Origin of the sequence: Rhodococcus sp. IEGM 1372 (genome assembly GCF_030056835.1) — a bacterium.
Classification (GTDB): domain Bacteria; phylum Actinomycetota; class Actinomycetes; order Mycobacteriales; family Mycobacteriaceae; genus Rhodococcoides.
Map to the genome: position 1 here is coordinate 329,548 of NZ_JASHKS010000002.1, position 23,542 is coordinate 353,089.

Here is a 23,542-nt window from a genome sequence, read left to right on the forward strand (position 1 = left end):
TCTACCGAGTACTTTCCTGATAGATCGTGGCAATTGCGCCGGTGTCGCCGAACAGGTCCGCGTCGACCTGCGTCCAGCCACCGAGATCATCGATGGTGTACAGCTTTTCGGGGGTGAAGAACTTGTCCGAGTACTCCGAGGCGATGTCCGGGTTCGTCGGTCGGAAACCGGCCTCCGCCCAGATCTTCTGGCCCTCGTCGGTGTAGACGAAATCGTTCAGCGCATTGGCGCGATCGAGATTGGCGCTGTCGTTGATCACTGCCACGGGATTGTCGATGCGGAATGTGACGGGAACGTCGACGTGCTCCACGTTCTGTCCCTGCTCCTCGATCAGGAGTGCTTCGTTCTCGTAGCTGAGCAACGCGTCACCCTGGCCCTGCAGGAAGGCTTCGGTTGCGGCGCGGCCGGATTCGGGCTGAACCGGGAAGTGATCGGCGACGAGTGTGCGAACGAAGTCGAGACCGGCCTGCTTGTCCTGGCCGCCGTTGCTCTTCGCCGCATAGGGAGCGAGCAGGTTCCACTTGGCCGAGCCCGAGCTGAGCGGGCTGGGGCTGATGACCTGAACGTCGGGCTTGATCAGATCGTCCCACGTACGGATGTTCTTGGGGTTGCCCTCGCGTACGACGATGGTCACCACGGAGCCGAACGGCACTCCGCCGTAGGCATTCTGATTCCAGTCCTCGTCGACCTTGCCTGCCTGCACCAGACGGGTGATGTCGGGTTCGACCGAGAAGTTGACGATATCGGCAGGCGCGCCGTCGGCAACCTTGCGCGACTGATTGCCCGATGCGCCGTAGTCCGCGTTGATCGCCGTTCCTTCGCCGTCTTCGGTTGCCGCGAATGCCGGACCGATTGCGTCCCAACCGTTCTTGGGGACGGCGTAACCCACGAGGGTCAATGCGGGGCCGCTCGCGGTATCCGGCTCACCGCCGACGACGTCACTCGATCCACCGCCGCAAGCAGTGAGTAGAAGGGTTCCCACGGCCGCGAACGTGGTCAGCAGGTATCGAGAGCTATGCCTCATCGAGAAAAGGCCTTTCATGATGGTGTGCAGTGAGTGCGAGCTGGGCAGAGTCGACATTCCCGAGGTCGAACCGGAGCACCACCGTGGCCGCGAGTCATCGCGAGATCACCGTGAGCGGCAGAAAGTACGTCGTGAACCGCCCGACCGCGAGAAGTAGGCGCGTGGGCAACGGATCGACGGAACCGATTCGACGAAGGAAAGAATCAACAACAGTCGATATCGGCGACTGCCAGCATGCCGACAGCGATCAACGCCAACTGATGGCGGACGCGGTACTCGGCGGCAGAAGACACGGTCAGAAATCTAGCAGAGGTTCCGGACCGACTCTAATCGGCTATCGAGTGAGCAACCAGGCGATGACGACCAGCACCAGTAGCGCGATGAGCGCCAACGTGACCCGAGACCGTGGCATTACTGTCCATCCTTCGTCGTAGTGGTGGCCGCACCCGTCGGCTCCGCGTCGCGAGCAGCTCGTGCATCACGCCCGAGCACGTGCAGAACCACCGCGAGCACGCGGTCGAACACGCGTGCCAGCAGGAACGCGGTAGGCACGATGACCAGCAGCACGACTACCGACTGTGGCACGAACGGCAAACCCGTCACCCACAGTTCGACGCCGTCCCACCAGCGTGCGATCGATTCCACCCTCGCAGCTTAAACCAGCTCGTTCCGCTCTCACGCCACGCCGATCGACGACCAGCAGTGGACGCATGCCATCTATCGGTCGATGATTACGCCATGACGGCATACGAAGATCTTTCGCCAGTGCCCCCGGTGGCCGACGAGCCCGCCATGGGGTCGGGGCATCCAGGGTTGGGCGGGGTCGAGGTCCAGGGAGCGTTGGGCAGCACCGACGCACCGGTGTCCACCCTGACGTCCTACCGGAGCGCCTTTCCGCCGATCGACGACTATGCGTTCCTTTCGGACTGCGAGACGACCTGCTTGATCGCTCGAAACGGATCGGTCGAGTGGATGTGCGTGCCTCGGCCGGACTCCCCCAGCATCTTCGGTGCGGTTCTCGATCGCAGTGCAGGCCATTTCCGTGTCGGGCCGTACGGTCAGTCGGTGCCCGCGGCACGGCGGTATCTGCCCGGTGGCCTGATCGTCGAGACGACGTGGCAGACCGAGACCGGTTGGCTCATCGTCCGCGACGCACTCGTCATGGGACCGTGGCACAACACCGATCAGCGCTCTCGCACCCACAAGCGCGCGCCGAGCGACTGGGACGCCGAACACATCCTGCTGCGCACCATCAAGTGCGTCAGCGGCACAGTCGAACTCGAGATGAGCTGCGAGCCTGCCTTCGACTACCACCGCGCGCCGGCGAAGTGGGAGTACACCGGCAAGGTGTACGAGGAGACCACCGCCACCTGCGAGGCCAGTGCGGGCGGCGATCAGCCCACGTTGAAGCTGACCACCAATCTCCGCATCGGCATCGAAGGACGTGAAGCCCGCGCCCGCACTCGAATGACGGAGGGCGACAACGTGTTCGTCGCTCTGTCCTGGTCGGATCTGCCTGCGCCGCAGACGTTCGAGGAGGCCGCGGACAAGATGTGGCGCACGTCCGAATGCTGGCGGCAATGGATCACGATCGGCCGGTTCCCCGATCACCCGTGGCGGGGTTACCTGCAGCGCAGTGCCCTGACACTCAAGGGACTGACCTACGCCCCCACCGGCGCACTGCTGGCAGCGTCGACCACCTCGCTTCCGGAAACGCCGGGTGGAGAACGGAATTGGGACTACCGCTACACGTGGGTACGCGACTCGACGTTCGCACTGTGGGGCCTCTACACACTCGGACTCGACCGTGAGGCCAACGACTTCTTCGCGTTCATGTCCGATGTGGCGACAACGGCGAACGGCGAGGTCAATCCGCTCCAGGTCATGTACGGCATCGGCGGCGAGAAGACACTCGACGAGAGCGAGCTGCCGCACCTGTCCGGATACGACGGCGCACGTCCGGTACGTATCGGCAACGGAGCCTACGACCAAGAGCAGCACGACATCTGGGGCACCATGCTCGACTCTGTCTATCTCCACGTCAAGTCGCGAGAGCACGTCCCCGAATTCCTGTGGCCCCTGCTCAAGCGACAGGTGGAGGAGGCGATCGCCAACTGGCGCAAGCCCGATCGCGGCATCTGGGAGGTGCGCGGTGAACCGCAGCACTTCACCTCCTCGAAGCTCATGTGTTGGGTCGCACTCGACCGCGGGGCCAAGCTCGCCGACATCCACGGCGAGAAGGAGTATTCGGCCAAGTGGAACGAGATCGCCGACGAGATCAAGGCCGACATTCTCGAGAACGGCACCGATTCTCGGGGTGTACTCACTCAGCGCTACGGTGACCCGTCGCTGGATGCATCATTGCTGCTCGCACCGCTGCTTCGATTCCTGCCTGCCGAGGACGAACGCATCCGTGCGACGGTACTCGCCATCGCCGACGAGCTGACCGAGGACGGCCTGGTCCTGCGCTACCGAACCGACACCACCGACGACGGTCTGGCCGGCGAGGAAGGGACGTTCACCATCTGCTCCTTCTGGCTCGTATCGGCGCTGGTCGAGATCGGTGAGCTCCCTCGGGCCAAGCACCTCTGCGAGCGTCTGCTGGGATACGCGAGCCCACTCAAGCTCTACGCCGAGGAGATCGACCACCGCACCGGCCGTCACCTCGGTAACTTCCCGCAGGCATTCACCCACCTCGCACTCATCAACGCGGTGGTGCACGTCATCCGCGCCGAGGAAGCTCAGGTGGCAGGGCACTTCCAGCCCGCCCACTCCAACCCCTGAGAAGGAGGGCTCAGCGGCCGAGTTGCCTCGCCCATTCGGCGATCAGCTCGGCCGCAGGCTTTGCCTGTGCCCGGCGAAAACCGGTGCCCGCCCACATCGACAGTCCCGACGGATCGCCTGCCGCCGCGGCCTTCGCTCGCATCGGCGCGGTCAGGTAGTGGAGATCGGGATAGGCCAGCGGCGCGGCGTCGGAGTTCTCGCGCATGAATTCGTTCACCAGACCCCGCGCTGGGCGGCCGGAGAATGCCCTGGTCACCGCGGTGTCGGGAGCGAGCGTCAGTTGCTCGCGGTGTACGAGTTTGGTGCCGGCCTCGGGTGTGTTCAACAACGCCGTACCGAGCTGAGCCGCGTGCGCAAGACCCGAATCGAGCAGTGGCGCAATGTCGTTGCCGTCCATCAGTCCCCCCGCGGCGATTCGCGCTAGGTCGGATGTCTCACGCACTGCGATCAGCAGTTCGGTCAGTGGCTCGTCCGGGGCCGACCCGTCGAACGTGCCTCGGTGCCCGCCCGCTTCGGGTCCCTGCACCACGAGCGCGTCCACCCCGTTCGCGGTGGCCACCGATGCGTCCGACGCGGTGGCGACGGTGGCCCACACCTCGGTTCCCACGGCGTGCAACTGGGCGACCTCGTCCGCGTCGAACGTCGCGAACGTACTCGACACCAGCGGTACCGGGTGTGCCACCAGCCAGGCGAACTTATCGGCGTAGAAGTCGTCCCGGCGCACCAGCTCTCCCGGCTCCGCGTCGAAACGCTCGAACCAGGACGTCAGGTGCTCGGCATAGGACGCCACATCCGCACCCGATGGCTCCTCCGGCAGAAAGAGATTGACACCGAACAGCAGACTGCGCACCGAATCGATCTGCGCCGCAAAGGCTTCGGGTGTCAACAGCGCACCGGCGATCATGCCGAGTCCACCTGCCTCCGACACCGCACGGGCGAGTTCGGGAGTACTCGGGCCGCCTGCCATCGGCGCACCGACAACGGGAACACGCAGCTGCTTCAGAATCGGCGTCGTCACAGGTTCGAAATGTACTCGCCCGCCATGTGCGACTGGAGGTGGTGGGGACCGCGCGCCCTCACTGACAACTGCGCGCCCCGGCTCCGATGCGAGCGGGGGCGTGCAGTCGACAGAAAGGGTGTGAGGTTACTTCTTGGGCTTGTCCGACGAGGATTCCGAGGACAGTGCGGCAACGAAGGCTTCCTGCGGCACCTCGACGCGGCCGATCGTCTTCATCCGTTTCTTGCCCTCTTTCTGCTTCTCGAGCAGCTTGCGCTTACGGCTGATGTCGCCGCCGTAGCACTTGGCCAGCACGTCCTTGCGGATCGCGCGGATGTTCTCGCGGGCGATGATGCGAGATCCGATGGCGGCCTGGATCGGCACCTCGAACTGCTGGCGCGGAATCAGTTCCTTGAGCTTGGTCGTCATCTTGTTGCCGTAGGCCGCGGCGTTGTCCTTGTGCACGATCGCCGAGAACGCGTCGACGGCCTCACCCTGCAGCAGGATGTCGACCTTGACCAGCGCACCGGCCTGCTCGCCGATCTCCTCGTAATCGAGGCTGGCGTATCCGCGTGTTCGGGACTTCAGGATGTCGAAGAAGTCGAAGATGATCTCGGCCATCGGAATGGTGTACCGCAGCTCGACGCGGGTCTCGGACAGATAGTCCATGCCCCCGAGTTCTCCGCGTCGTCCCTGGCACAGTTCCATGATGGAACCGATGAACTCGCTCGGCGAGATGATGGTGCACTTGACCATCGGCTCGAACACCTCGCGCGCTTTGCCCTCGGGCCAGTACGACGGGTTGGTGACGATGTGCTCGGCACCGTCTTCCATCTCGACGCGGTAGACCACGTTCGGCGACGTCGAGATCAGGTCCAGGTTGAACTCTCGCTCGAGCCGCTCGCGGGTGATCTCCATGTGCAGCAGACCGAGGAAGCCACAGCGGAAACCGAAGCCGAGAGCCACCGACGTCTCCGGCTCGTACGTCAGTGCCGCGTCGTTGAGCTGCAGCTTCTCGAGAGCGTCACGCAGGTCGGGGTAATCCGAACCGTCGAGCGGGTAGAGGCCCGAGTACACCATCGGACGGGGCTCGCGGTAGCCGGTGAGCGGCTCGGTCGCACCCTTGCGGAAGGTGGTGACGGTATCGCCGACCTTCGACTGACGGACGTCCTTCACACCGGTGATGAGGTAACCCACTTCGCCGACGCCCAGGCCCTTGGTCGCCTTCGGATCGGGTGAGACGATCCCGACCTCGAGCAGCTCGTGCGTCGAGCCGGTCGACATCATCGTGACCTTCTCGCGCGGATTCAGCGCACCGTCGACGACGCGAACGTAGGTGACGACGCCGCGGTAGGTGTCGTAGACCGAGTCGAAGATCATCGCGCGGGCAGGCCCGTCCGGGTTGCCGACCGGGGCCGGAACCAGCTTGACGACCTCGTTGAGAAGTTCCTCGACGCCCACACCCGTCTTACCGGACACGCGGAGCACGTCGTCGGCCTCGCACCCGATGATGTGGGCGATCTCGGCGGCGTATCGGTCCGGGTCGGCGGCGGGCAGGTCGATCTTGTTCAGCACCGGGATGATGGTGAGCTCTTTGTCGAGAGCGAGGTACAGGTTCGCGAGCGTCTGCGCCTCGATGCCCTGCGCGGCGTCGACGAGCAGCACTGCACCTTCGCAAGCCTCGAGGGCGCGCGATACCTCGTAGGTGAAGTCGACGTGGCCGGGCGTGTCGATGAGGTGCAGCACGAATTCCTCGCCGTCGACGACCCACGGGAGCCGGACGTTCTGCGCCTTGATGGTGATGCCGCGCTCGCGCTCGATATCCATCCGGTCCAGGTACTGAGCGCGCATCGACCGGTCGTCGACGACGCCCGTGAGCTGCAACATCCGGTCGGCCAGCGTCGACTTGCCGTGGTCGATGTGGGCGATGATGCAGAAGTTCCTGATCCTGGACGGATCGGTGAACGTCGTGTCGGCGAAGCTGGGCACTCGTATCCTTCGGCTGGCGTGTTCGAAATGAGCGAACGGGTTTCCCTATCGTCCCACGCCGAGAACGGTGCGCCGTCCCCGGCTGTCCGACTCGGGTGTTCTCGTCGCCGCGGTTCGGGCGATGAGCAGCAGAGTCTGCATCGCTACACTCGCCGCATGGCTGGCAACTGGAGCAGATTCGGCAAGGAACTGAGCAAGATCGCGATGCGCGAGGGTCCCCGACTGCTGCGTCAATTACAGAAGTCCGGAGCCCTGCAGAAGGGCAAGGACGCGATCAGCGGGACGGCCACACGCACGTCTGCTCCGACTCCTCGTCCTGGCCGACCGGTGGCGTCGCAGACCAGGCCCACGGCGCAACGCGCCCGCACCATCGAGTACTCCCCCGACCTGGACGGCAAGGCCGACCCCGGCGAAATCGTCTGGACCTGGGTCACCTACGAGGAGGACGCCAGCCAGGGCAAGGACCGCCCGGTCCTGGTCATCGGCCGCGAGGGCAACGATCTGCTCGGCCTGATGTTGTCGAGTCAGAGCAGCCGCGACGGAGACCGTGACTGGCAGTCGATCGGGTCCGGTCCGTGGGACGCCGAAGGCCGACCGAGCTGGATTCGTCTGGATCGAGTGCTCGACGTGCCCGAGGACGGCATCCGACGCGAGGGTGCGATTCTGAGCAAGCCCCAATTCGATTCCGTCGCACAGAGATTGCGCCGCGACTTCGGCTGGAACTGATGGGTGCGCGTTGTGCGCCCATGAACGGGCGCACAACGCGTACCAGGCTCACGCCAACCGGGTGATCTCCACGACCACGTCGAGAGCCGTCGAACCGCCGCCGGAGAAGATGCCCTTGAGCGGCGGCACGTCGGCGTAGTCGCGGCCGAGTCCGACCGAGACGTGCTGCTCGTTGACGGCGATGGCGTTGGTCGGGTCGTAGCCCCACCACGCACCGGTCCAGGCCTCGATCCACGCGTGGCTCTGACCCTCAACCGTCGCACCGATCGCGGCCTGTTTCTTGGGATGCAGGTAACCCGAGACGTACCGGCTGGGGATGCCGATGCTGCGCAGCATCAGCAGCGTCAGATGGGCGTAGTCCTGGCAGACGCCCTTCTTCTCCGACCACGCTTCCACGGCCGAGGTGTGCACGCCGGTGGTTCCCGGCACGTAGGACATCTCCTGGTTGACCCAGTTGGAGATCTCCACCACCGATTCCTGTGGCGGTAGGCCCTTCGACAGCTTCTTCGCCACCGATGCGAGTTGCCTGTTCTTCGGCACGTATTCGGTGTTGTCGAGGACCTCGTTGAAGCGGTCGATGACCGGCTCGCTCGCGAGTTCCTCCCAGGAGGCGTTCTCGTCCGGGTAGACGAAGGGATCGGTCTCGACCACCGACGATCCGGTGACCTCCAGCTCGGTGTGCGGTGCGTGCAGATCGAACGCCGTCACCGCTGTGCCCCAGTAGTCGGTGTAGCGGTAGGAACGCGTCACCGGGTTGGTCTCGACTCGGTTCAGAATCACGTTCTGCCGATTGTCACTTCGCGGCGTCAACCGAGCCTCGTTGTACGACGACGTCACCGGTGCGTCGTACTGATAGCCCGTGGTGTGCACGACACGCATACGCCAGCTCACAGTTCACCTTCCAATTGATCTTCGAATGTTCCGGAGCCGGCATCGGTCCACGCGACCCACGGAGCGGCGTGGAAATACTGCTTGGAGATCGCGTCACCGAGTTCACGGCAGGTTTCCTGCAGCGAGAGCAAGCGCTCCTGCAGATCGTCGAGAATTTCACCGGGACGGAGGAATTCGAGTTCGCTACGAGCGCGACCGAGTAGGCGCTGAGCCTCGGCGCGCGCACCGACTCGACTGTTGGGCTGATGGTCGAGCTGATCGAGCGAACGTTCCGCCTCGTTGAGTGCGTAGAACACCGATCGCGGAAAGAGCCTGTCCAACAACATGAATTCGAGAACTCGCTGCGCGTCGAGCGCGCCGCGGTAGGTGCGCAGGTAGGTGTCGTGTGCACCGGCGGAGCGAAGCACGGTGACCCACGCCGGCGACGACGGCCGGTCACCGGCTCGCGAGAGCAACAACCGCACGATCATGTCGATGCGCTCGACCGAGCGACCGAGCAGGAGGAAGCGATAGCCGTCGTCGTGACTGAGGGTGGAGTCCGCGAGACCGGCGAACATCGCGGCACGCTCCTCGATGTAGCTGAAGAACTCGGCCGGGCCGGTGCGCTTGGACGCCTTGATGCGCTCGTTCAGCCCGTTGTACGTGGTGTTCAAGCATTCCCACATCTCACTGGACGTCACTTCACGCGCACCACGGGCGTTCTCACGGGCACTCGACAGCGAGTCCACGATCGAACCCAGTCCGTCGCGGCTGAAGGCGACGACCTCGGTCAGAGACCACACGTCGAGCGAGACATCGGGCTCGTGCTTGAACCCGAGTACTCGCAACAGCACTCGCGAAGTGTGGTCGGGATCGACCGTGGCGTCTTCGAGTAGCTGGTGGACGGTGACATCGAGAATGCGGGCAGTGTCGTCCGCTCTCTCGACGTACCGTCCGATCCAGTAGAGCGACTCTGCGTTGCGCGCGAGCATTTACTGTCCACCGCCGTTCGAGTCCGAGTTCGTTGCCTGCTGTTGTTGCTGCTGTTGCTGTTGCTGCTGATTCATCTGCTGGTCCATCGTCAGCTCCGGGCCCTGTTCGGCCATCGGTGACTCCGGCGGAACGCTGACGATCTCCTCGCCGGCAAGTTCCTGCTCCTCCTGAGAGGTTCGGGTGGCGAGCACCCAGGTGTCCTTGCTGCCACCGCCCTGGCTTGAGTTGACCACCAGGGATCCCTCCGGCAGCGCCACGCGGGTCAGGCCGCCCGGCAACACCCAGACGTCGTCGCCGTCGTTGACGGCGAACGGACGCAGGTCGACGTGGCGGGGTACCAATCGGTCACCGATCTTGGTCGGCACCGTCGAGAGCTGCACGACGGGTTGGGCGATCCAACCGCGCGGATCTGCGCGAACCTTCTTGCTGATGGTGGCGAGTTCCTTCGGCGAGGCGTCGGGTCCGAAGACGATGCCGTAGCCGCCCGAACCTTCCACCGGCTTGATGACCAGTTCGTCGATGCGGTCGAGGACTTCCTCGCACTCGTCGTCCAGCCAGCACCGGAACGTGTCGACGTTGGCCAGCAGCGGCTTCTCGCCCATGTAGTAATCGATGATCGTCGGAACATAGGTGTAGACGAGCTTGTCGTCGCCGACGCCGTTTCCGACGGCACTCGAGATGACGACGTTGCCTGCGCGGGCAGCGTTGACCAGACCTGCCACTCCCAGCACCGAGTCGGGCCGGAACTGCATGGGGTCGAGGTAGTCGTCGTCGATACGCCGGTAGATGACGTCGACCTGACGCTCGCCCTCGGTGGTGCGCATGTAGACGATGTTGTCTCGACAGAACAGGTCCCGTCCCTCGACGAGCTCGACGCCCATCAGTCGCGCGAGCAGCGAGTGCTCGAAGTACGCCGAGTTGGCCACGCCGGGAGTGAGAACCACCACGGTCGGATCGGCCTCGTTGAGGGCGGCCGATGCGCGCAGTGCTCGCAGCAGGTGCGAGGCGTAGTCGCCGACGGCGCGGACGCGATGGCTGGCGAACAGGTCGGGGAACACCCGGGCCATCGTGCGCCGGTTCTCCATGACGTAGGACACGCCCGACGGCGACCGCAGGTTGTCCTCGAGCACTCGGAAGGTGCCCTGGGCGTCACGAACCAGGTCGATGCCGGCGACGTGGATGCGCACACCGTTGGGCGGTGTGATTCCGACCGCTTCGCGGTGGAAGTGCTCGCAGGAGGTCACCAGCCGCTTCGGTACCACGCCGTCGCGCAGGATTTCCTGGTCGCCGTAGATGTCGGCCAGGAACATCTCGAGGGCTTTGACGCGCTGCTTGATTCCGCGCTCGAGTCGTGACCATTCACCTGCTGCGATGACGCGGGGAACCTGGTCGAGCGGGAACGGGCGTTCCTGGCCCGACAGGGAGAACGTGATGCCCTGGTCGATGAAGGCGCGTCCCAGCGCGTCGGATCTCGCGTCCAGGTCCACCGCGTTCGCCGGGGCGAGTGCAGTGTGGATGCCCTTGTACGGAGTTCGGGTGCGCCCGTCCGCGTCGAACATCTCGTCGAAGGCGAGACTGTACTTGCCGACGTCGGAGTATCCCCCGAACACCCCGTCGAGCTCGGGTTCGACGCGATCCGCTGTCTTGGTTCTGGTCGCTTTGGCCTTGGTGGCGGCATGCGTTGCCGATCGCGGACTCATTCTGGCCATGTTGCTACAGAGACAGGAGTTAGGCGCGGTGGAAGCGTTAAATTCTTGAAACGGTGTTCGGGGAGAGTCCGAATTGGGTTCTGCCCAGCGGTACTGGTATTCTCGATCTTCGGCGCAGGGCTCCAACGCTCAGCAGCAGACTTCGGGCATTCCAGCATGGATCGCCCTGACCGGAATACCGACGAAGACGACAAGGATTTTACGCGTGGCCAATATCAAGTCCCAGAAGAAGCGGATTCTCACCAACGAGCGTGCACGCCTGCGCAACCAGTCGGTGAAGTCCTCGCTTCGTACCGTCATCCGCTCGTTCCGCGAGGCACAGGCTGCGGGCGACAAGGACAAGGCTTCCGAGATTCTTCTCGATGCAGGCCGCAAGCTCGACAAGGCCGCCAGCAAGGGCGTCATCCACAAGAACCAGGCCGCCAACAAAAAGTCGGCACTGGCTCTCGCAGTCAACAAGCTCTGATCCATCACTGAGCTCGATCGAGCCCGCCGCATCCGGTCAGGATGCAGCGGGCTTTTTCGTGCTCTCTGCACTCTGCCGACGCTACCTACCCAGTGATGCGACCTCGGCCACTGCTTTCTCCACCGCATAGTCCGCGTCCGCTGCTTGACCTTTGACGTCTGCATTGAGCTGCGCCACCACGCGCAGCGCCTGGGCTATGGATCGGCCGTTCCAGCCGCGCGCCTGGCCCTGCGCCTTCTTGATCTTCCACGGCGGCATCCCCAGCTCCCCTGCCATTCGGAACGGGTCTCCGCGGCCCGCCGAACCCACCAACGCAATGGTGCGGATGGCATCGGCCAACGCGTCGGCGAGCAGCACGTGCGCCACGCCCCGGTGCATCGCCCAGCGCAGAGCCTCCAGAGCGCCGGCTCGGTCTCCTATCACCGCTTTGTCCGCGACGTCGAATCCGGAGACCTCGGCCTTGCCGGAGTAGTACCGACGCACCGCGGCGAGGTCGACCTTGCCCCCGGTATCGGAGACCAACTGCGAACAGGCCGAAGCCAATTCGCGAAGTTCGTTGCCGACGGACTCGACGACCGCCTCGATCACGTCGCCACTCACCCGGATGTCGGCGGTACGGAACTCTCCGCGCACGAAGTCGATGCGTTCGGCGGGCTTGGTGAGCTTGGCGCACTCGTGCACATGTGCGCCGCATTTCTGCAGCGCTCCGACCATCGCCTTGGCCCGGCCGCCGCCGGAGTGCATGACGACCACCACAGCACCCTCGGGCGGATCGGTAGCCGCGTCGAGTACCAGCGCTGCGGCGTCCTTACCTGCCTCGGCGGCGGCCTCGAGCACGAGAACACGGTCCTCGGCGAACAGCGAGGGACTGAGCAGTTCGGCGAGCTCCGGAGCGCTGGCATCGCCGGTGCGCAACCGCGTGACCGGCAGGTCCTCCCCTGGAATCGCAGCATTCGCACGCACCTGAGCCACGATCGCGGCTACCGCGCGATCCATCAGAAGTTCCTCGTCGCCGAGAACCAGATGCAGAGGAGCCACACTCGAAGTCACGACCATGATCGTGCCATGCGCGGCCGACACACTCGGCATCCGCTTCGTCCGAGCGGTCACCACAGAACGTGTGCCGTCCACATCGCGAGTGCCGCTATCGCCACCGCCGCGGCCAGCCAACGAAACACGGTGAAACGTAACGCCGTCAGCAGCGCGACCGTCGAGAACGCCGCGAGTGCTGCGCCTCCGACGCCGTCGGGGACGACGATGCCCGCGCCCGGCACCGACGCGGCCCTCTCCGCCACCGTGATCAACCACCACAGCGGTGCGGACGCCAGCTGCGCGACCAGTTCCGCCAGCGAGCCGCTGACGGCAGCGATCACTGCCGTGACGATCCCCACCACCGTGATCGGAGCGACGACAGGTGCAACCAACACATTCGCCGCCACTCCCACCACGCTGAACGTTCCGGCCATGGCCGCAACCACCGGTGCCGTCACCGCGTGCGCCGCCGCGGCTACGGCCACCACCTCCGCTGCCGCTCTGGGCCAGCCGCGCGCTCTAAGCCAGTCGACCCAGATCGGCGCGACGAGCACGAGCCCTGCGGTGGCGAACACCGACAGCACGAATCCGACATCCACCGCCAACCTCGGCCACCACGCGAGCAAACCCAACACCGCTCCGCACAGCGCCGGTACCGCCTGCCGCCGTCTGCCGGTGACGAGGGCGAGCAGGCCGATCGACCCCATGATTGCGGCACGCAACACACTCGGCGACGGCCTGGCCACGATCCCGAACGCAACGAGCACGACGAACGCCACCGCAACCGTCGCGCGGGGCCCGATTCCGATACCTCGCAACACCAACAGAACCGCGCCGATCACGATGGAAAAATTTGCTCCGGACACAGCCGTCAAATGCGTCAGGCCTGCCGCCCGGAAGTTCTCGGCCACCGTCTCGTCCAGCCGCGAGACGTCTCCGACCACGAGCCCGGGTAACAGACCTGCACGATCCGGTGGCATCGAATTCTGCGCTACCGCTGCCAGATTCGACCGGAACGTGCCGGCGGTAGCGGAGATCGCCCCGGGCTCGGTCACGGTGACGGGCGCACCCGACGTGCGGATGACGGCCACACTCATGTCCGGTCTGATCGGCGCACCGAGCCGGCCCCGCACGGTGACCTCCTGACCCGGCAGCAGTGCCGACCAACTCGACTCCGGAGCAACGATCGACACCCGACCACCGACGTGCAGTGCCTTGCCGCTCACATCGACGCGCGTCATCTCGGCCTTCACCATCACCGTCGACGGTCCGGCGGACGACAACCGGCGTGGGTCCTCCTCCAACAGCACAGACGCGGTGATCCACGCTCGGTTCTCCGCGGCCGCTGCGACGGGATGTTCGGCCAACGAGCGCATCTGAAGCCAGATCGCACCGCCGAAGCACAGCGCCAGCACGATCACCGCGACCGCACCGGACCGACTCGAACCAGGCAAGGCGCGCCGAATCGACAACCGGTGCAGGGATACTGCGATGAGCAGCACCACCGCAACCGCAGACGCGGTAGCAGCGAGAGCAGCACCCGGGCCTCCGAGAATTCCGATCGCGGTGATCGACCAGCACACCGCAGCGGCCGGGACCAGTCGCACATCGAAGGGCTGACGATCCTCGGTCTGCTCGGCACCGGTCGTGGCGGCCTCGGTGGTCATCCGACGTGCACCAGGTCTCGGATCTTCGCCAGTCGGCCGGGCCCGATCCCGTCCACCTCGGACAGCTGATCCACGGTTGCGAAGCGGCCGTTGGTCTCTCGCCAACCGACGATCGAGGTCGCGGTGACCGGCCCGACCCCGGGCAACGCGTCCAGTTCTGCGACGGTCGCGGCGTTGAGGTCCACCGTCCCATCGGGTGTGGACCCTCCGACACCGACCGGTGCGCCGCTACTACCGTCTGTCGGTGTGCCGATCCCGGATGTCGTACTGCTGACCGGTGGAGGGGCATCCGGCGGCACTGCTCCGACGACGATCTGATCACCGTCGGCGACTCGCGCGGCCATGTTGAGTGCCAGCAGGTCGGCACCCTCCACTGCGCCGCCTGCCGAGGCCAGCGCGTCGGCGACTCGCGAACCCGGTTGCAGCCGAACCAATCCGGGGCTCGTCACGAGCCCGACGACGCTCACCACGAGTTCGGCGTCGGCACTCGGCACCGGATCGACCACGTCGTCGGCATCCGCCGTGTCGTCGGCATCAGCCGTGCCGGTCGCGACCACAGCGAGCGGTGGCGCAGGTGCCGGGGTCGGTGCGTCTCGAAGCACCGCGAATCCCGCCACGAGCACGACGAACACCCCGGCCGCCGCCATCGCCATCGCCCCCGGTTTCCCGGGGTCGACGCGGGCAGATCGCCATCGCGACGGCAGCAAGGCCGACCACGGGGTGCCCGATCGTTCCGCTTGCGGCAGCAGCCAATCCGGTCCGGTGTATCCGGCGTCGGGCCGTGGATCCTCGGGCGCGACGCGATCGCGGTCGGAATCGTGTTGTCTGCGCACGGAGTTCAATCGCGCCACCGTGTGCGCCCGATCGTCGTTGCCGCCCATGCTCGAGGACGCTAGTGCCCGCGATCGGCTCACTCCCCGGTGATTACAGGTCGCCGATTGCCCTGTGTACAACCCGGAGGCTGTGGATGAACCGAGGGCCGGGCCCGGTTATCGGCGTCCCGGAGCCACGACGACACCGACCGCGCCGGGGCCGACGTGAGCACCGAGAACGGCACCGAAGGGGTAGACGTCGATGCTGGTCGAGTGCGGAATTCGGGAGGTCAGCATCGCGGCTACGTCCTCGGCTCGCTCCGGGCACAGCATGTGGTGCACCGCGAGCGCAACCCCCGATTCGTCACCGACCTCGGTCGCGGCAGCGACGGCTGCGTCGACCAGCTTGTTCAAAGCCTTGGACGAGGTGCGCGCCTTCTCCTTCAACACGAGTTTGCCGTCGCTGATGTGCAGTACCGGCTTCATGGCCAGCGCAGTGCCGAGCAACGCCGCGGCGGCACCGATTCTGCCTCCACGTCGCAGGTGGTCCAGTCGATCGACGACGATGAAGCATCGCGAGGTCGCCGACGCGGCGACGGCGTCGCGGTACACCTCGTCCAGTTCTGCTCCCCCGGCGGCCGTCGCGGCCGCAGCGAGCACCGCGAAGCCCAGTCCCATGCCGGCCGAGGCGGAATCGACGACTCGGACGGCCGAGCCCACGTGATCTGCGGCCTGGCGTGCTGCCTCCCACGTGCTCGACAGTCCCCGGGAAATGTGCAGGGCCACCACACCGGCACCTCGACTGCGTTCGAGAGCCGCGGCATAGACCTCGGTCAGCTCGCCCGGGGAAGCCCCCGCTGTGGTCACGGGCTTGCCCGAGGTGGTCTGCTCGGGAATGTCGTCTACGCCCTCGCGATGGTCGATTCCGTCGACCAGCACGTGCAGTGGCACCAACGCGATTCCGCGTTCGGCGGCGAGTATGGCCGGCAGACAGGACGAGGAGTCGGTGACGACGGCGACGGTCATGGCGATCCGGTCACCGATCCGGCGGCGACAGGTCGCAGCACCTCCAGCATCGCCTCGGCGACCGCGACATGGGCGTCCCATCCCCAGTGGATGCCGTCGGGGTTCGCGTTCTCGGACTCGATGTTCGGTCGGACGGCGTCGGCGAGGTCGACCATGGGGACGTTCTTGTCCACGCTCCATGCGCGCAGTGCGCGTACGGCTGGTTCGCGACCCGAGTGCACCTTGCCGTAGGCATCGCAGCGGTGCACCGACGGATAGGTACCGATGACCGGAAGTTCGGGGCGCACGTACGCCAGTGCCGCGCGGGTCTGTTCCAGATACTCGACGCTGAGCCGCGGCGGCAGCGCCACGGGCCAACCGAGATGCGACAGAACAGGTTGCACCGCTTGGTATCCCGCGCGAACCACGCGCCGAAGGGCAGGCGGTCGGACGTATCTGATCTGTTCCCGGAGCGCAGTCGGCAACGGCGACGGGAGTGAATCCATGCCGCCGATTCCGAGTACGACAGCACCGGCACGGGGAATGGCTGCCCACACCCGCGGATCCTGGGTCAGAGCCCACCACGCGTCCCGACTCGTCCAGCCGATGCGCGCAACCAACTCGACCGTCCAACCGAGTTCCGCTGCAACGAGATTGGGCCAGAGCCGCGGATCGTCCACGGGCAGTCCGCCCTCGGGTCCGTAGTAGCTCAGCGAGTCCGCGAGCACGAGCAGCGCGGGCTGCGCCGTCGTGTCAGAGGACGTCACTGGCCACTCGCGCCGAGGCGTTCCACACGTCCAGTCGCCAGGACGGGTTCTCACCGGGCCCGTGCGCACCGAGTTGCACCCAGCTGGTGTTCGCGAGGCCACCGAGCACCGGCCAGCGATCGGTCGGCAGATCGAGCAGCGCGGCGGTCAGTGCCGCGATCAGACCTCCGTGCGCGACGAGGACGAGCGGTCGCTCACTGCCGTCGGCACCCCACTCGGGCACGCCTGCTGCGAGTTCACGAACCAGCGGCACGCTGCGTCGCGCGACGTCGATGCGGCTCTCCCCACCGGGCGGGGCGACGGTGGCGTCGGCGCGCCAGGCCGGTCGCGCACCGGGGGCGATGTCGTCTACCTCGGTGTGGGTGAGTCCCTGCCACTGACCGAGGTGAGTTTCGCGCAGACGCTCGTCCACCGAAACCGCGACACCGGCTGCATCTCCGAGCGCGTTCGCGGTGTCGAGAGCTCGCCGCAGATCCGAGGAGACGATCTTGATCGGCTCACGCGTCGCGAGCTCGGCGGCGGCCGTCTTCGCCTGGCTGCGGCCGAGTTCGGACAGATCGGTGTCGAGCTGACCCTGCATGCGGTCGGTGGCGTTGTATTCCGTCTGACCGTGCCGAAGCAGGATGAGCCGTCTGATCATTGCTCCGATTCCGGAGCCGGATGCTGTCCGAGACCGGGAACCTCGATCGTCGGGCAGTCCTTCCACAACCGCTCGAGAGCGTAGAAGTTGCGCTCTTCGTTGTGCTGGACGTGCACGACGATGTCGGAGTAGTCCAGCAGTGCCCAACGGCCTTCCCTGGTGCCCTCGCGACGGACCGGCTTGTGTCCGGCCTCACGCAGCTGATCCTCGATGTTCTCCACGATCGCGTTGACCTGACGCTCGTTCGGTGCCGAGGCGATGACGAAGCAATCGGTGATGTAGAGCTGATCGGAGACGTCGAGAATCACCACGTCGCCGGCCAATTTGTCGTCGGCTGCGAGCGCGGCGATACGCGCCATCTCGGCGGCTTCGGCTGTTGCAGTCACTTCGGTGTACTCCCACTCGTATGGCTCGGGTTCGCGGTCATTGCGCTGGTGACCGACCCTGCCGGTTGCTTCTTCTGGGGCGCTGGTTCCGACATGGTGACGGATCCGTCGAGACGCTGAGCGCCTCGTGGTCTGTAGAGATTCCTCTTCGAGATGTATTGCACGACGCCGTCCGGTACCAGGTACCAGACCGGCCGATTCTCACCGGCTCGAAGTCGACAGTCCGTCGACGATATCGCGAGTGCAGGGATTTCCATCAATGTGAGAGTGTCCGCGGGCAACGACCGAAGGTGATTGGCGAGATGTTCGACGCCCAGCTCGAACCCGGGACGCGAGACACCGACGAACTTGGCGAGCTCGAACAACTCCTCCCAGTTCTGCCACGTGAGGATCGACTCGAGCGCATCCGCCCCGGTGATGAAGTACAGCTCGGCGTTGGGATGCTGCGACCGCAGATCGCGCAGGGTGTCGACGGTGTAGGTCGACTTCTCCCGATCGACGTCCACCCGACTGACCGAGAAACGCGGATTGGACGCGGTCGCGATGACCGTCATCAGGTAGCGATCCTCTGCCGGGCTGACCGTCTTGCCTTCCTTCTGCCACGGGTTTCCGGTGGGGACGAAGATGACCTCGTCCAGACGGAACTTGTTCGCCACTTCGCTGGCCGCGACGAGGTGCCCGTGGTGAATCGGGTCGAAGGTGCCGCCCATCACGCCCAAACGGCGGACGGACTGCCTACCGGTGTCGTCGCCGGGGTCGGATTCGCGCTGCACAACCACCGATTCTACGGCCGGGGTGCCGCCGGCCGTCACACGCATCACACCGGCAGCAAACGCGAGACCACGGTGGCGAGCTGCTGAGCCGATCGGCACTCGTGCATCGCGATCACGTCGGAGTACACCTTGGCAGCCGAATCGCCGGAACCCCACTGCGATTTCGGTTCGGGATTGAGCCAGTACGCATGTTTGGCCACCGACACGATGTGCGCCAACGCCGGCAACTTCGGCTCGCGGTAGTTGGTGCGGGCGTCCCCGAGAATCAGCACCGAGCTGCGACTGGTGACCGCGTGCGCGTACTTCTCGTCGAACGTCGTCAATGCATGGCCGTAGTCCGAGTGGCCGTCGTACGTCACCAGATCGGACTCGCGAACGATGCGACTCATCGCCGCTCCGAGGTCGGCACCGGAATCGAAGAATCGCGTCACCTCGTCGGTGGAGTCGATGAACGCGAAGATGCGCACGCGCGAGAACTGCTCTCGCAGTGCATGCACCAACAACAGCGTGAAATTGCTGAATCCTGCCACCGAGCCCGAGACATCGCACAACACAACCAGTTCGGGGCGCGCTCGCCGCGGCTTGCGCTCGACCAGGTCGATCGGAATACCGCCGGTGGACATCGACTTGCGCAGCGTACGCCGCAGATCGATCGAGCCGTGCCTGCTTCGGCTGCGCCGCACCGCAAGTCGCGATGCCAACAACCGGGCGAGAGGGGTGACGTTGCGTCGCAGCGCCGCCATCTCCGTGTCCGAGGCCCGCAGGAAATCGACTTCCTCCGCGAGCTTGGGCACCCCGTAGCTCGCCACTCGCTCACGGCCCAGCTTTTCTGCCGACCGACGCCTCGTCTCGCTCTCGATCATCTTGCGAAGGTCTGCGATACGTTGCGCTGCAGTGCGTTTGGCAACCTCGGACTCGTAGTCGTCGGTGGGGCGATCGGGTGCGTCGTCGCTGCGCCCGAGCAATCCGTCGAGAATCTTGCGCAGCAACGTTTCCGGCGCTACGTCGCGCAGCGCCTGATATGCCGAGAACGACGGCCCGTTCGAGGACTTGTACTGTCCGAGTTCCTCGACCATCTGCGCCGCCAGCATCTGGGTCAACTCGGCGGCCTCGGCCGAATCGTCCGAGAGCAGATCGACCAACAGCTCACGGAGAGCATCGATGTCGACGTCGCCGGCATCGGTGCGGGGCAGGGCGGTATCGATCTGCCCCGAGTCCCTGGTACCCGATGCCACCGGAAACCACAGGTCGAACAGGGCGTCGAACACTCCGCGGTGCGTCGGACGGCGCAGCAGTGCACAGGCCAGACCCTCGCGCACGGCCTCCCGATCGAGCAGATCGAGAACCGACAGGACGCGTCCGGCATCGACCGTCTCCGACGGCCCGACCGAAATTCCACGCCGACGCAGTGCGTCGACGAAACCGACGAGGTGACCGGGAATTCCGTGTGGGGCCTGCATGTCAGTTGAGCCGGAGTTCGGCTGCCGCACGAACCTGGTCCGACTGATGCTTGAGCACCACACCGAGTGTGGAGCGAACCGCTTCGTCGTCGAGGGTGTCCATACCGAGCGCCAACAGAGTGCGTCCCCAGTCGATGGTCTCGGCCACCGAGGGCAGCTTCTTGAGCTGCATCGCGCGCAGTACCCGCACGGTCTTGATCATCTGCTCGGCGATCGCCTCGGGTAGGTCGGGAACCCTGCTGGCCAGAATCCGACGCTCGAGGTCGGCGTCCGGGAAGTCCAGGTGCAGGAACAGGCACCGACGCTTGAGGGCCTCGGACAGTTCACGGGTGGCGTTCGAGGTGAGCACCACGAACGGCGTCCGCTCGGCCACGATCGTGCCGAGTTCGGGAATGGTGATCGCGAAGTCGCTCAGTACCTCGAGCAGCAGTCCTTCGATCTCGACGTCGGCCTTGTCGGTCTCGTCGATGAGCAGAACCGTGGGATCGGTCCGGCGAATGGCCTGCAGAAGCGGGCGTGCAAGCAGGAACTCCTCGGAGAACACGTCCAGCTTGGTCGAGTCCCAGTCGGCAGCGGTACCGGACTGGATGCGCAGAATCTGCTTGGCGTGGTTCCACTCGTACAACGCGCGAGCCTCGTCGACACCCTCGTAGCACTGCAGCCGCACCAGTTCGGCCCCGGTCGTCTGCGCGACGGCACGGGCCAGCTCGGTCTTGCCGACTCCCGCCGGACCTTCGATCAGCAGCGGTTTGCCGAGGCGATCGGCGAGAAATACCGAGGTGGCAGTGGCCTTGTCGGCCAGATAGCCCGTCTCGGCCAGGCGCCTCTGGACGTCGTCCACGCTGGCGAACAGCGGGGGTGTCGTCGGTAGGGCACGATCCATGTCACAGCTCCTGATGATCGGGTCTGGCCGGTACTTCGAGGGTTGTCAGTCTCGGACGTGTCCGTCGCCCCACACGGTCCACTTGGTCGAGGTCAATTCGGGCAATCCCATGGGTCCACGCGCGTGCAGCTTCTGCGTCGAGATGCCGATCTCGGCCCCGAAGCCGAACTGCTCGCCGTCGGTGAACGCCGTGGAGGCGTTGACCATCACTGCCGCCGCGTCGACCCGCTGGGTGAACTCGCGCGCGGCACCGATGTCGGCAGCGACGATCGCCTCGGTGTGGCCGGTGCCGTATCGGTCGATGTGCTCGATCGCCTCGTCGATACCGCCCACCACCTTCAGCGCGATGTCGAGTGAGAGGTACTCCTGCGACCAGTCCTCGTCGTGTGCAGGCACGAGCCCGGGCAGATCCCCGTGCACCGTGACGCTGTGCATCTGGAAGGCCTGGAGCAAGCGCGGAACCATGGTCTCGGCGACCGCGGCATCGACCAATACTGTCTCGGCGGCGTTGCAGACACTGACTCGCCGGGTCTTCGCGTTGAGCACGATCTTCTCGGCCGTCTCCGGATCGGCAGAGGCATGGATGTACACGTGGCAGTTTCCGACGCCGGTCTCGATGGTCGGAACCGTGGCGTCGCGCACGACCGCAGCGATCAGACCGGCTCCACCACGCGGAATCACCACGTCGACCAAACCGCGAGCCTGAATGAGGTGCGTGACCGTGGCACGATCGGCACTTCCCAGAAGTTGCACCGCTGCCTCGGGCAGACCGTGACCGCGCAACGCTCCCTGCAGTGCCTCGACCAACGCCGCATTGGACTGCGCCGCCGACGACGAACCGCGGAGCAGCACCGCGTTGCCGGATTTGAACGCGAGGCCGAACGCGTCGACGGTGACGTTGGGCCGGGCCTCGTAGACCATCCCCACCACACCGAGCGGAACTCTCAGCTGACGAATCTCCAGCCCGTTGGGCAGCGTCGAACCGCGGATGACCTCGCCGATCGGATCGGGCAACCCGGCCACCTGACGCAGTCCCGCCGCGATGCCGTCGATGCGCGACGCGGTCAGCCGCAGCCGGTCGAGCAGACCCTCGTCGGTACCGGCCGCTCGCGCGTTCTCGATGTCGACTGCGTTCGCGGCGAGTACCGACTCCGAGGCAGCGACGACGGCATCTGCCGCAGCGTGCAGCACCGCGTCCTTCTCTGCGGTCGTCAGCAGCGCGAGCGCCCGCGATGCGGAGCGCGCTCGGCGTGCTGCGGCGTGCACGTTCTCTCGCTCGTCGGCAGTGCTGGTCACCGGTTCGGCCGAGACGGAAGCTGTCATGAACTACACACTAATAGGGGCCGGGAATGAAGCTGCATCGCCGCGTCGTTGCAGCACAGCGTGAAGATCGTCGACCGAACGTCGGCGCTGCCCGAAGACCGGAGGAACCCCTTGTGAGTGTGCTGTTCGAGCCTCTGACCCTGCGCAACGTCACCTTCCCGAACCGGGTGTGGATGGCACCGATGTGCCAGTACTCGGCCGACGAGGCGGGTGACAACGTCGGTGTCGCGGGCGACTGGCACCGCACCCACCTGGTGAGCCGGGCGATCGGCGGTGCCGGGCTGATCATCACCGAAGCCGCCGCCGTGAGCCCCGAGGGACGCATCAGCCCGTCGGACCTGGGCATCTGGAACGACACCCAGGCCGATGCATTGGCAAAAATCGTCGCCGAGATCTCGTCCTTCGGAACCGTCCCGGGCATTCAGCTGGCACACGCGGGGCGCAAGGCGTCGACCGCTGCTCCCTGGGTGGGTGGCAAGTCCTTGCCGGCCGAGGACCCCCGAAGTTGGGAAACCGTCGGCCCCAGCGAGGTTGCGTTCGGTGACTACGCGAGCCCGCGGGAGGCGACGACCGAGGACATCGCGAAGATCGTCGACGACTTCCGGACCGCCGCCCAGCGCGCGCTGAGGGCAGGATTCCAGGTGGCCGAGGTGCACGGGGCGCACGGATACCTGCTGCACCAGTTTCTGTCTCCCGCCAGCAACACCCGTACCGACTCGTACGGCGGAGATTTCGCGGGCCGCACGCGTCTGCTGATCGAGGTCGTCGACGCCGTGCGTGAGGTGTGGCCCGAGGAGCTGCCGCTGTTCGTCCGGCTGTCGGCCACGGACTGGCTCGACGAGCCCGAGAACAGCGAGCATTCAGCCGAATTGGAGGCTGCGAGCTGGACGTCGGATCAGACTGTCGCGTTGTCGCAGATACTCACCGAGCACGGGGTGGATCTGGTCGACACCTCCACCGGAGGCAACGTGCACGCCACGATCCCGGTCGGTCCCGGTTACCAGGTTCCGTTCGCCCGGCGAATCCAGAACGAGACCACGATGCCTGCCGCTGCGGTCGGCATGATCACCGAACCCAAGCAGGCCGAGGAGATCGTCTCGCTGGGCGAGGCAACGGCTGTACTGCTGGCACGCGAACTGCTGCGTGATCCGTACTGGCCGCGGCGCGCAGCTCGCGAACTCGGCGTCGAGATGCTCCCGGCCGTGGCACCGCAGTACGAGCGGGCCTACTGAGGGC

At 65.7% G+C, this 23,542-nt stretch carries 23 protein-coding genes; 4 read left to right on the forward strand and 19 right to left on the reverse strand.

Annotated features, from left to right (window positions below; all coding sequences use genetic code 11):
- Position 1: 1 nt before the first annotated feature.
- The 3 genes from QM590_RS04080 to QM590_RS04085 form a co-directional block, all read right to left on the reverse strand.
- Positions 2-1,024, reverse strand: coding sequence for a sulfate ABC transporter substrate-binding protein (locus QM590_RS04080; protein WP_269593798.1), 1,023 nt, complete (start codon positions 1,022-1,024; stop codon positions 2-4).
- 203 nt (positions 1,025-1,227) lie between these two features.
- Positions 1,228-1,317, reverse strand: coding sequence for an Ms4533A family Cys-rich leader peptide (locus QM590_RS25835; protein ID WP_310180897.1), 90 nt, complete (start codon positions 1,315-1,317; stop codon positions 1,228-1,230).
- A gap of 118 nt (positions 1,318-1,435) precedes the next feature.
- Positions 1,436-1,669, reverse strand: a complete 234-nt coding sequence (locus QM590_RS04085) for a hypothetical protein (protein ID WP_068052375.1) — start codon at positions 1,667-1,669, stop codon at positions 1,436-1,438.
- A gap of 147 nt (positions 1,670-1,816) precedes the next feature.
- Here QM590_RS04085 and QM590_RS04090 point away from each other — a divergent pair, with 147 nt between their 5' ends.
- Complete coding sequence (locus QM590_RS04090; RefSeq protein ID WP_373454812.1) at positions 1,817-3,808, forward strand: glycoside hydrolase family 15 protein; 1,992 nt, start codon at positions 1,817-1,819, stop codon at positions 3,806-3,808.
- A gap of 10 nt (positions 3,809-3,818) precedes the next feature.
- Here the strand turns inward: QM590_RS04090 and QM590_RS04095 are convergent, their stop codons facing one another.
- Together QM590_RS04095 and lepA are read right to left on the reverse strand one after the other, a co-directional pair.
- On the reverse strand, positions 3,819-4,826 hold the full coding sequence (locus tag QM590_RS04095) for a nitronate monooxygenase (RefSeq protein ID WP_269593797.1): 1,008 nt from the start codon (positions 4,824-4,826) through the stop codon (positions 3,819-3,821).
- 126 nt (positions 4,827-4,952) lie between these two features.
- Positions 4,953-6,800: a translation elongation factor 4 gene (lepA, locus tag QM590_RS04100; protein ID WP_371829190.1), complete on the reverse strand. Its 1,848-nt coding sequence runs from the start codon at positions 6,798-6,800 to the stop codon at positions 4,953-4,955.
- A 150-nt stretch (positions 6,801-6,950) separates the two neighbouring features.
- Here lepA and QM590_RS04105 point away from each other — a divergent pair, with 150 nt between their 5' ends.
- Positions 6,951-7,520, forward strand: a complete 570-nt coding sequence (locus tag QM590_RS04105; protein WP_269593796.1) for a type II toxin-antitoxin system PemK/MazF family toxin — start codon at positions 6,951-6,953, stop codon at positions 7,518-7,520.
- Between the two features lie 48 nt (positions 7,521-7,568).
- Here the strand turns inward: QM590_RS04105 and QM590_RS04110 are convergent, their stop codons facing one another.
- From QM590_RS04110 to QM590_RS04120, 3 genes are read right to left on the reverse strand one after another with little or no spacing between them, the layout of a single operon-like run.
- Positions 7,569-8,399, reverse strand: a complete 831-nt coding sequence (locus tag QM590_RS04110) for a transglutaminase family protein (RefSeq protein ID WP_094671346.1) — start codon at positions 8,397-8,399, stop codon at positions 7,569-7,571.
- An 8-nt stretch (positions 8,400-8,407) separates the two neighbouring features.
- Positions 8,408-9,382 (reverse strand): alpha-E domain-containing protein, encoded by a 975-nt coding sequence (locus tag QM590_RS04115; protein WP_068052387.1) that lies wholly within the window; start codon positions 9,380-9,382, stop codon positions 8,408-8,410.
- Complete coding sequence (locus QM590_RS04120) at positions 9,383-10,942, reverse strand: circularly permuted type 2 ATP-grasp protein (RefSeq protein WP_255183248.1); 1,560 nt, start codon at positions 10,940-10,942, stop codon at positions 9,383-9,385. It lies immediately after the preceding gene.
- Positions 10,943-11,297: 355 nt separating this feature from the next.
- On the opposite strand from QM590_RS04120, the gene rpsT reads away from it, so the two are divergent.
- On the forward strand, positions 11,298-11,558 hold the full coding sequence (gene rpsT / locus QM590_RS04125) for a 30S ribosomal protein S20 (RefSeq protein ID WP_027497522.1): 261 nt from the start codon (positions 11,298-11,300) through the stop codon (positions 11,556-11,558).
- Positions 11,559-11,639: 81 nt separating this feature from the next.
- Here the strand turns inward: rpsT and holA are convergent, their stop codons facing one another.
- From holA to QM590_RS04180, 11 genes are all read right to left on the reverse strand, one after another.
- Positions 11,640-12,608, reverse strand: coding sequence for a DNA polymerase III subunit delta (holA, locus tag QM590_RS04130; protein ID WP_502942407.1), 969 nt, complete (start codon positions 12,606-12,608; stop codon positions 11,640-11,642).
- A 56-nt stretch (positions 12,609-12,664) separates the two neighbouring features.
- Complete coding sequence (locus tag QM590_RS04135) at positions 12,665-14,257, reverse strand: ComEC/Rec2 family competence protein (protein ID WP_269593794.1); 1,593 nt, start codon at positions 14,255-14,257, stop codon at positions 12,665-12,667.
- Positions 14,254-15,138 (reverse strand): helix-hairpin-helix domain-containing protein, encoded by an 885-nt coding sequence (locus tag QM590_RS04140; protein WP_269593793.1) that lies wholly within the window; start codon positions 15,136-15,138, stop codon positions 14,254-14,256. Before QM590_RS04140 ends, QM590_RS04135 begins: the two co-directional genes overlap by 4 nt.
- Positions 15,139-15,246: 108 nt before the next feature.
- Complete coding sequence (locus tag QM590_RS04145; RefSeq protein ID WP_269593792.1) at positions 15,247-16,095, reverse strand: DegV family protein; 849 nt, start codon at positions 16,093-16,095, stop codon at positions 15,247-15,249.
- A complete protein-coding gene (gene octT / locus QM590_RS04150; RefSeq protein ID WP_269593791.1) occupies positions 16,092-16,841 on the reverse strand; it encodes a diglucosylglycerate octanoyltransferase in 750 nt (249 codons plus the stop codon). Before octT ends, QM590_RS04145 begins: the two co-directional genes overlap by 4 nt.
- Positions 16,828-17,481: a histidine phosphatase family protein gene (locus QM590_RS04155; RefSeq protein WP_269593790.1), complete on the reverse strand. Its 654-nt coding sequence runs from the start codon at positions 17,479-17,481 to the stop codon at positions 16,828-16,830. Before QM590_RS04155 ends, octT begins: the two co-directional genes overlap by 14 nt.
- Positions 17,478-17,867, reverse strand: a complete 390-nt coding sequence (rsfS, locus tag QM590_RS04160; RefSeq protein ID WP_032394567.1) for a ribosome silencing factor — start codon at positions 17,865-17,867, stop codon at positions 17,478-17,480. The genes QM590_RS04155 and rsfS overlap by 4 nt, the downstream gene beginning before the upstream one ends.
- Positions 17,864-18,577: a nicotinate-nucleotide adenylyltransferase gene (gene nadD / locus QM590_RS04165; protein ID WP_068052425.1), complete on the reverse strand. Its 714-nt coding sequence runs from the start codon at positions 18,575-18,577 to the stop codon at positions 17,864-17,866. The genes rsfS and nadD overlap by 4 nt, the downstream gene beginning before the upstream one ends.
- Positions 18,578-18,684: 107 nt before the next feature.
- On the reverse strand, positions 18,685-20,100 hold the full coding sequence (locus QM590_RS04170) for a vWA domain-containing protein (RefSeq protein ID WP_068052413.1): 1,416 nt from the start codon (positions 20,098-20,100) through the stop codon (positions 18,685-18,687).
- 1 nt (position 20,101) lies between these two features.
- Complete coding sequence (locus QM590_RS04175; RefSeq protein WP_269593789.1) at positions 20,102-20,983, reverse strand: AAA family ATPase; 882 nt, start codon at positions 20,981-20,983, stop codon at positions 20,102-20,104.
- Between the two features lie 45 nt (positions 20,984-21,028).
- On the reverse strand, positions 21,029-22,306 hold the full coding sequence (locus QM590_RS04180; protein ID WP_269593788.1) for a glutamate-5-semialdehyde dehydrogenase: 1,278 nt from the start codon (positions 22,304-22,306) through the stop codon (positions 21,029-21,031).
- 113 nt (positions 22,307-22,419) lie between these two features.
- On the opposite strand from QM590_RS04180, the gene QM590_RS04185 reads away from it, so the two are divergent.
- On the forward strand, positions 22,420-23,538 hold the full coding sequence (locus QM590_RS04185; RefSeq protein ID WP_269593787.1) for an NADH:flavin oxidoreductase/NADH oxidase: 1,119 nt from the start codon (positions 22,420-22,422) through the stop codon (positions 23,536-23,538).
- Positions 23,539-23,542: the final 4 nt, after the last annotated feature.

Bases quoted from the DNA above. Each gene is read 5' to 3' on its own strand.
- QM590_RS04175 (WP_269593789.1), bottom strand. From the start codon at position 20,983: ATGGATCGTGCCCTACCGACGACACCCCCGCTGTTCGCCAGCGTGGAC.
- QM590_RS04115 (WP_068052387.1), bottom strand. From the start codon at position 9,382: ATGCTCGCGCGCAACGCAGAGTCGCTCTACTGGATCGGACGGTACGTC.
- QM590_RS04105 (WP_269593796.1), top strand. From the start codon at position 6,951: ATGGCTGGCAACTGGAGCAGATTCGGCAAGGAACTGAGCAAGATCGCG.
- QM590_RS04135 (WP_269593794.1), bottom strand. From the start codon at position 14,257: ATGACCACCGAGGCCGCCACGACCGGTGCCGAGCAGACCGAGGATCGT.
- QM590_RS04140 (WP_269593793.1), bottom strand. From the start codon at position 15,138: ATGGGCGGCAACGACGATCGGGCGCACACGGTGGCGCGATTGAACTCC.
- QM590_RS04180 (WP_269593788.1), bottom strand. From the start codon at position 22,306: ATGACAGCTTCCGTCTCGGCCGAACCGGTGACCAGCACTGCCGACGAG.
- QM590_RS04170 (WP_068052413.1), bottom strand. From the start codon at position 20,100: ATGCAGGCCCCACACGGAATTCCCGGTCACCTCGTCGGTTTCGTCGAC.
- QM590_RS04155 (WP_269593790.1), bottom strand. From the start codon at position 17,481: ATGATCAGACGGCTCATCCTGCTTCGGCACGGTCAGACGGAATACAAC.
- QM590_RS04080 (WP_269593798.1), bottom strand. From the start codon at position 1,024: ATGAGGCATAGCTCTCGATACCTGCTGACCACGTTCGCGGCCGTGGGA.
- QM590_RS04145 (WP_269593792.1), bottom strand. From the start codon at position 16,095: ATGACCGTCGCCGTCGTCACCGACTCCTCGTCCTGTCTGCCGGCCATA.
- nadD (WP_068052425.1), bottom strand. From the start codon at position 18,577: ATGGGCGGCACCTTCGACCCGATTCACCACGGGCACCTCGTCGCGGCC.
- QM590_RS04090 (WP_373454812.1), top strand. From the start codon at position 1,817: ATGGGGTCGGGGCATCCAGGGTTGGGCGGGGTCGAGGTCCAGGGAGCG.
- QM590_RS04120 (WP_255183248.1), bottom strand. From the start codon at position 10,942: ATGTTCGACGCGGACGGGCGCACCCGAACTCCGTACAAGGGCATCCAC.
- QM590_RS04110 (WP_094671346.1), bottom strand. From the start codon at position 8,399: ATGCGTGTCGTGCACACCACGGGCTATCAGTACGACGCACCGGTGACG.